General features: G+C 33.7%; 3 protein-coding genes. All 3 read right to left on the reverse strand.

Annotated elements, in window-relative coordinates; genetic code table 11:
• Positions 1–157 precede the first annotated feature (157 nt).
• The gene (locus QLS31_RS15910) at positions 158–2,929 is read right to left on the reverse strand and encodes a bifunctional aconitate hydratase 2/2-methylisocitrate dehydratase (RefSeq protein ID WP_282744659.1); all 2,772 of its coding nucleotides are present in this window, start codon (positions 2,927–2,929) and stop codon (positions 158–160) included.
• 397 nt (positions 2,930–3,326) lie between these two features.
• The gene (locus tag QLS31_RS15915) at positions 3,327–4,280 is read right to left on the reverse strand and encodes a MoxR family ATPase (protein WP_121342700.1); all 954 of its coding nucleotides are present in this window, start codon (positions 4,278–4,280) and stop codon (positions 3,327–3,329) included.
• A gap of 118 nt (positions 4,281–4,398) precedes the next feature.
• The gene (locus QLS31_RS15920; protein ID WP_282744660.1) at positions 4,399–5,829 is read right to left on the reverse strand and encodes a peptidylprolyl isomerase; all 1,431 of its coding nucleotides are present in this window, start codon (positions 5,827–5,829) and stop codon (positions 4,399–4,401) included.
• Between the last annotated feature and the right edge of the window lie 344 nt (positions 5,830–6,173).

Below are 6,173 nucleotides of genomic sequence, written 5' to 3' on the forward strand. Positions count from 1 at the left end.
TACAATAACGATAGAATCAAGTCTAATTTAAACAAAATGAGCCCGATACAATATCGAGCTCATTATTATCAAAATTAATTATAAATTTGTCTAAACTTTTGGGTGCAGTCTATCATTAGACTCAGGCTTTTAAACTATAATTAACTAATTATGTGAATTATTTAACTAATAACTTATGAGAAGGTGCAAACTTGGTTAGATTAATACCTTCTACCGCCGTTTTATATTCTTCTATTGTTGGAGTTCTTCCAAGGATTGTTGACAAAACTACAACTGGTGTAGAAGAAAGTAAAGACTCTCCTTTTTTACCTTCAGTATCTTCTACAACTCTTCCTTGGAAAAGACGCGTAGATGTTGCCATAACGGTATCTCCTTTAGCGGCTTTTTCCTGGTTACCCATACAAAGGTTACAACCCGGACGCTCTAGATATAACATATTTTCATATGAAGTACGTGCTGCAGCTTTAGGAACATTATCGTCAAATTCGAAACCAGAATATTTTTGTAAAATTTCCCAGTCACCTTCTGCTTTTAATTCATCAACAATATTATAAGTAGGCGGAGCTACAACTAGTGGCGCTTTGAATTCTACTTTACCTTCTTGCTCATCAATGTTCTTAAGCATATGAGCTAGAATTTTCATATCACCCTTATGAACCATACAAGATCCAATAAATCCAAGATCTACTTTTTTAACTCCTCCGTAGAAAGATAATGGTCTAATGGTATCGTGCGTATATCTTTTAGAAACATCAGCATTATTCACATCTGGATCTGCAATCATTGGCTCAGCAATTACATCAAGATCTACAACAACTTCAGCGTAATACTTAGCGTTTGCATCGGGTCTTAGTGCTGGTTTTTCACCTGAAATAATCTCAGCAATTCTCTTATCAGCAATAGCAATCAATCCTTTAAGAACTTGATTTTTGTTATCCATTCCCTTATCAATCATGATCTGAATTCTACCTTTTGCCATCTCAAGAGATTCAATCAAGGTATAATCTTCAGAAATACAGATAGAAGCTTTTGCTTTCATTTCTGCAGTCCAATCCGTAAACGTAAAGGCTTGATCCGCATTCAGCGTTCCTAAGTGAACCTCAATAATTCTTCCTTGGAATACATTCTCTCCACCAAATGTTTTAAGCATTTGAGATTGTGTAGCGTGAACCACATCACGGAAATCCATGTATCCTTTCATATCTCCTTTGAAAGTTACCTTCACAGATTCTGGAATTGGCATTGAAGCTTCACCAGTTGCCAATGCAAGAGCAACTGTTCCTGAGTCAGCACCAAAAGCAACACCTTTTGACATTCTGGTATGAGAGTCACCACCAATGATGATAGCCCATTCATTTACAGTAATATCATTCAATACTTTGTGAATTACATCTGTCATGGAATGATAAACGCCTTTCGGGTCACGAGCCGTGATCAAACCGAAGTCATTCATAAATTTCATTAATCTAGGAATATTTGCCTTAGATTTATTGTCCCAAACTGAAGCAGTATGACAACCTGATTGGTAAGCACCGTCAACAATTGGAGAAATCACAGTAGCAGCCATAGACTCTAACTCCTGAGAGGTCATCAAACCAGTTGTATCTTGTGAACCAACAATATTTACGGTAACACGAACATCAGAACCAGCGTGTAACACTTTACCCGGAGTTGTTCCAACAGCATTTGCATTGAATATTTTTTCTACAGCTGTTAGACCTTGTCCTTCAATAGAAACTTCTTTTGACGGAGCATATACAGGTACAATAGCTATACCAAGAGTTTTTGATGCAAATGTTTGTAATTTTTTTCCAAACACAATTGCATAAGAACCTCCCGCTTTTATAAATTCAATTTTCTGAGGAGTGAATGCTTTAGAAATATCTATCAATTCTTTATCTCCACTATACAATTTCTTTGTCTTTGTATTGATTGTAAGAACCGTACCAGTAGCAACAGAATACACTTCCTCAAGAATAGGATCACCACTTTCATTACGAACAGGATTACCATTTTCATCTAATTTTTTTACCCAGTTTTTAAGGTCCAAACCAATACCACCAGTAACATCTACAGTAGTAAGGAAAATCGGGGAAATACCATTTGTTCCTGCAACGATTGGCGCAATATTAATAAATGGAACATAAGGGCTTGCTTGTTTTCCACTCCAAAGCGCCACGTTGTTCACACCTGACATTCTTGAAGATCCCACACCCATAGTACCTTTTTCAGCGATTAACATCACGCTCTTATCAGGATTCGCTTCTGCTAACGCTTTGATTTCAGCTTGTGCTTCTGGTGAAATTAAGCATTTACCGTGCAATTCACGATCCGAACGGGAGTGCGCTTGGTTTCCTGGAGAAAGTAAATCTGTTGAAATATCTCCTTCACCAGCAATAAAAGTAATTACCTTAATTTCTTCTGCAATTTCAGGTAATTTAGTAAAGAACTCTGCCTTAGCATAGCTTTCTAAAATATCCTTGGCAATTTCGTTACCGTTTTTGAAAGCCTCAGCTAAACGATCTGTATCTGCTTCATAAAGATAAACTTGTGTTTTTAAAACAGCTGCAGCATCTTTTGCAATAGCAACATCATCACCTAAAGCTAAATCAAGTAAAACGGCTATAGAAGTTCCACCTTTCATATGTGATAATAACTCTAAAGCAAAAGCAGGCGTAATTTCAGCAACTACTGATTGACCTAAAACGATTTCCTTTAAAAACTTCGCTTTCACATTAGCCGCAGGAGTAGTTCCTGGAACAACATTGTAAATAAAGAATTTAAGAGAATCCTCTCTATACTCGTTACTCAAATCTTTAATTTGTTCAATGATTTCGCTTAATAATTCGGCTCCATCAATTGGCTTTGGGTTAAGTCCTTGGCCTTTTCGTTCTTCAATTTCTTGAATGTAATCCTTATAAGTATTCATAATAGAAGTCTTTTCTTGGTATTTTTATTTTTTGTACGCAAATTTAGGAATTAATGCCGAGAATTAAAAAAAATATAATAGATGTAGCTTTTTCAAAAATTATTATTACAAAATAAAGAGTTTCATTACTTTTTATTGTCAAAAATTCAATTTTAAATTAAAATAATGAATTATCAACAATTTAAAATCTTTTCTTTGAGAAAGTTGAAATTTAACGATACTTAGGGAGCGAGATTTTACACCGTTTTCAGCTAAGAACCTTTCTAAATTATCACTTATAACGTTGTAGTTGCATTTTTAAACGCTCTTTTTGGTCAAACTGTACTATTAAGTGAAAACAAAAAAGCCAAACAGATTTTAGAAATTTGTTTGGCTTTTTTCTCAATATTAAAGATTATTACATCAGCTTCTGAATAATAGCTTCTTCAGTAATTCCTTCGGCATCAGCTTTATAATTTTTAATAATTCTATGGCGTAAAATTCCGGTAGCCACAGCTTTCACATCTTCAATATCCGGAGAAAATTTACCATTAAAAGCAGCATTTGCCTTGGCAGCTAAAATCAAATTTTGTGAAGCCCTAGGTCCAGCTCCCCAATCTAAATAATTTTTCACAAACTCATTAGACAACGGATTATCCGGTCTTGTTTTACTGACTAATGTCACTGCATACTCAATTACATTATCTGCAACAGGTATTCTACGGATTAATTGTTGAAAATCAATTATTTCTTGAGCAGTAAATAATGGATTTATAGTGTTTTTTATATCAGAAGTAGTTTGCTTAACTACTTGAACTTCTTCTAAAAAAGAAGGATATTCTAATTTTATGGCAAACATGAAACGGTCTAACTGTGCTTCCGGCAAAGGATACGTTCCTTCCTGCTCAATTGGATTTTGAGTTGCCAAAACAAAATAAGGCAAATCTAATTTATAGTTTTCACCCGCAATAGTAACCGAACGCTCCTGCATCGCTTCCAACAAAGCAGCCTGAGTTTTTGGTGGCGTTCTGTTTATCTCGTCGGCCAAAATAATATTGGAAAAAATAGGCCCTTTTATGAACTTGAAATGACGATTTTCATCTAGTATTTCACTTCCAAGTATATCTGAAGGCATCAAATCCGGAGTAAACTGAATTCTTTTGAAATCAAGTCCTAATGCTTGCGCAAGCGTGTTTACCATCAATGTTTTGGCCAATCCTGGAACTCCTACCAATAATGCATGCCCGCCAGAAAATATACAAAGCAAAATTTGATCTACCACATCATCCTGACCTACAATGATTTTTGCTATCTCCGTTTTTAGCTCATTCCTTTTTTGAACCAAGTTATGTATTGCTGCTACGTCTGACATGTATTAAGTATTTAAAATTAAAAAGAGTTAGCGTTATGAAATCATAAAACTAACTCTTTTTATTTATTTATTGAAAAATTTTTATTCCTAATTCCAATCTGGTAAATGATTAAGAAAACTATTTTTTAAGCCAATTGTTTGTAAAATCACAATCTCTATATTCTCCAATGATTTTGATGTACGTTTCTTTAATCTTTTCATCAAACCATTTTCCAATAGTCGTAATTTGTTTGCTTTTTAAAGCCAAGTCTTTTATCTTGATGTAATCTTTGGCATAATCCGCCGCATGCTCATCAATTCTATTCGTAACGGTAATTAGTTTGAATGTTTTCTTTCCCTCTTCGCCTTGTTCTAATATTGGAGCAGAAACTTCTCCCTCTTTTAAATTAGAAACTTGACTATAAAAAGTAGGATCCATTTTTGTCAACTCAAAACGAGTATCTTGTGTTTTTGGATTGATTAAAGCTCCACCATTGGCTCTAGTTTCTTTCTCATCAGATAATGTTCTGGCTGCATCTGCAAAAGTGATTTCTTTATCTTCGATTCTTTTTTTAATCAAAGTAATTTTCTCTTTAGCTTCATTCAACGCTTCTTCAGTTACTGTTGGTGTCAATAATATATGACGCAATTCTATTTCTTGCCCTTTAATTTTTTCTACATAAATGATATGAAATCCAAAATCTGTTTGAAAAGGAGCAGAAATTTCTCCTTCAGCAAGACTAAACGCAACATCTTTAAACTCTTTTACAAATGCTGTTTTACGATTCATTTTATAAAACCCTCCATTCGATCTTGAACCCGGATCTTGAGAATATAAAACCGCTTTTGTAGAAAAACTCGAACCTTCTTCTATTTCCTTTTTAAAACCATTCAGTTTATCAATTACCTTTTGTTTATCGGCATCCGAAACTTTAGGAGCAACCACAATTTGCGCTACTTCTAATTCTACACCAAAAAAAGGAAGATCTGCAGTAGGTATTGTTTTGAAATAATTACGCACTTCTTCAGGAGTGATTTCTACAGCATCAACAATTTTCTTTTGCATTTCTGAACTTAACTTACCTTCTTTTAAAATATCAGAGAAGTAAGTTCTGAATTCTTCCTCAGAATCTTTTTTGTAGTACTTAACCACTTTGTCCAAAGACCCTATTTGCTCTACCATATAGTTCAAACGATCTTCCATCATACCTTTCACTTCAGCATCTGTAACTACGATACTATCTTGAATAGCTTGATGTGCATATAATTTATCTTCCAATAATTTACCTAACATTTGACATCTTGTAATGTCCTTTACAGATCCACCTTGAGTAGAAATCTCAAGATACGACTTATCAATATCAGAATCAAGTATGATATAATCCCCAACCGTGGCAATTACACCGTCAATTTTTTGTTTTTGATTGGATTGGATTTTTTTAACCGGAGTAATGACACTATCCTTAATAATTTCTTGAGCACTTGCTACAACACTGGAAAAAAGCAAAACAAAAAAAGTAAGTGCAATTCTATTATTGATGGATCTCATTTGTATTTTATTTATTGGCATTATTATAATTTGTATTTATTGTAAAACATCCCTATTCAACTGTCTTTAAACCTGTTTTATAAAGGCCAGAATAATTTTGGCAAATATACACTTTAAGAATCAAGAAGCGAATTGAATTTATAATACAATTTCTTACCATTCTTTAAATTTAAAACGAACAAAAATAACAATTCAATTACATAATACAAGTTTCCTACCTACTATTAACAAAAAATTATAAACGCATTATTGATTGTCCGCAATTACCCATAATTAAATAAAAGGCTTATATTTGATAAAAAAAGAGCGATGAATCTATTCAATTTTACAGCAAATTTTGGGAGTGAAGAGTCTTGTAGACTTCA

Source organism: Flavobacterium sp. XS2P24, assembly GCF_030010285.1.
Lineage (GTDB): Bacteria > Bacteroidota > Bacteroidia > Flavobacteriales > Flavobacteriaceae > Flavobacterium > Flavobacterium algoritolerans.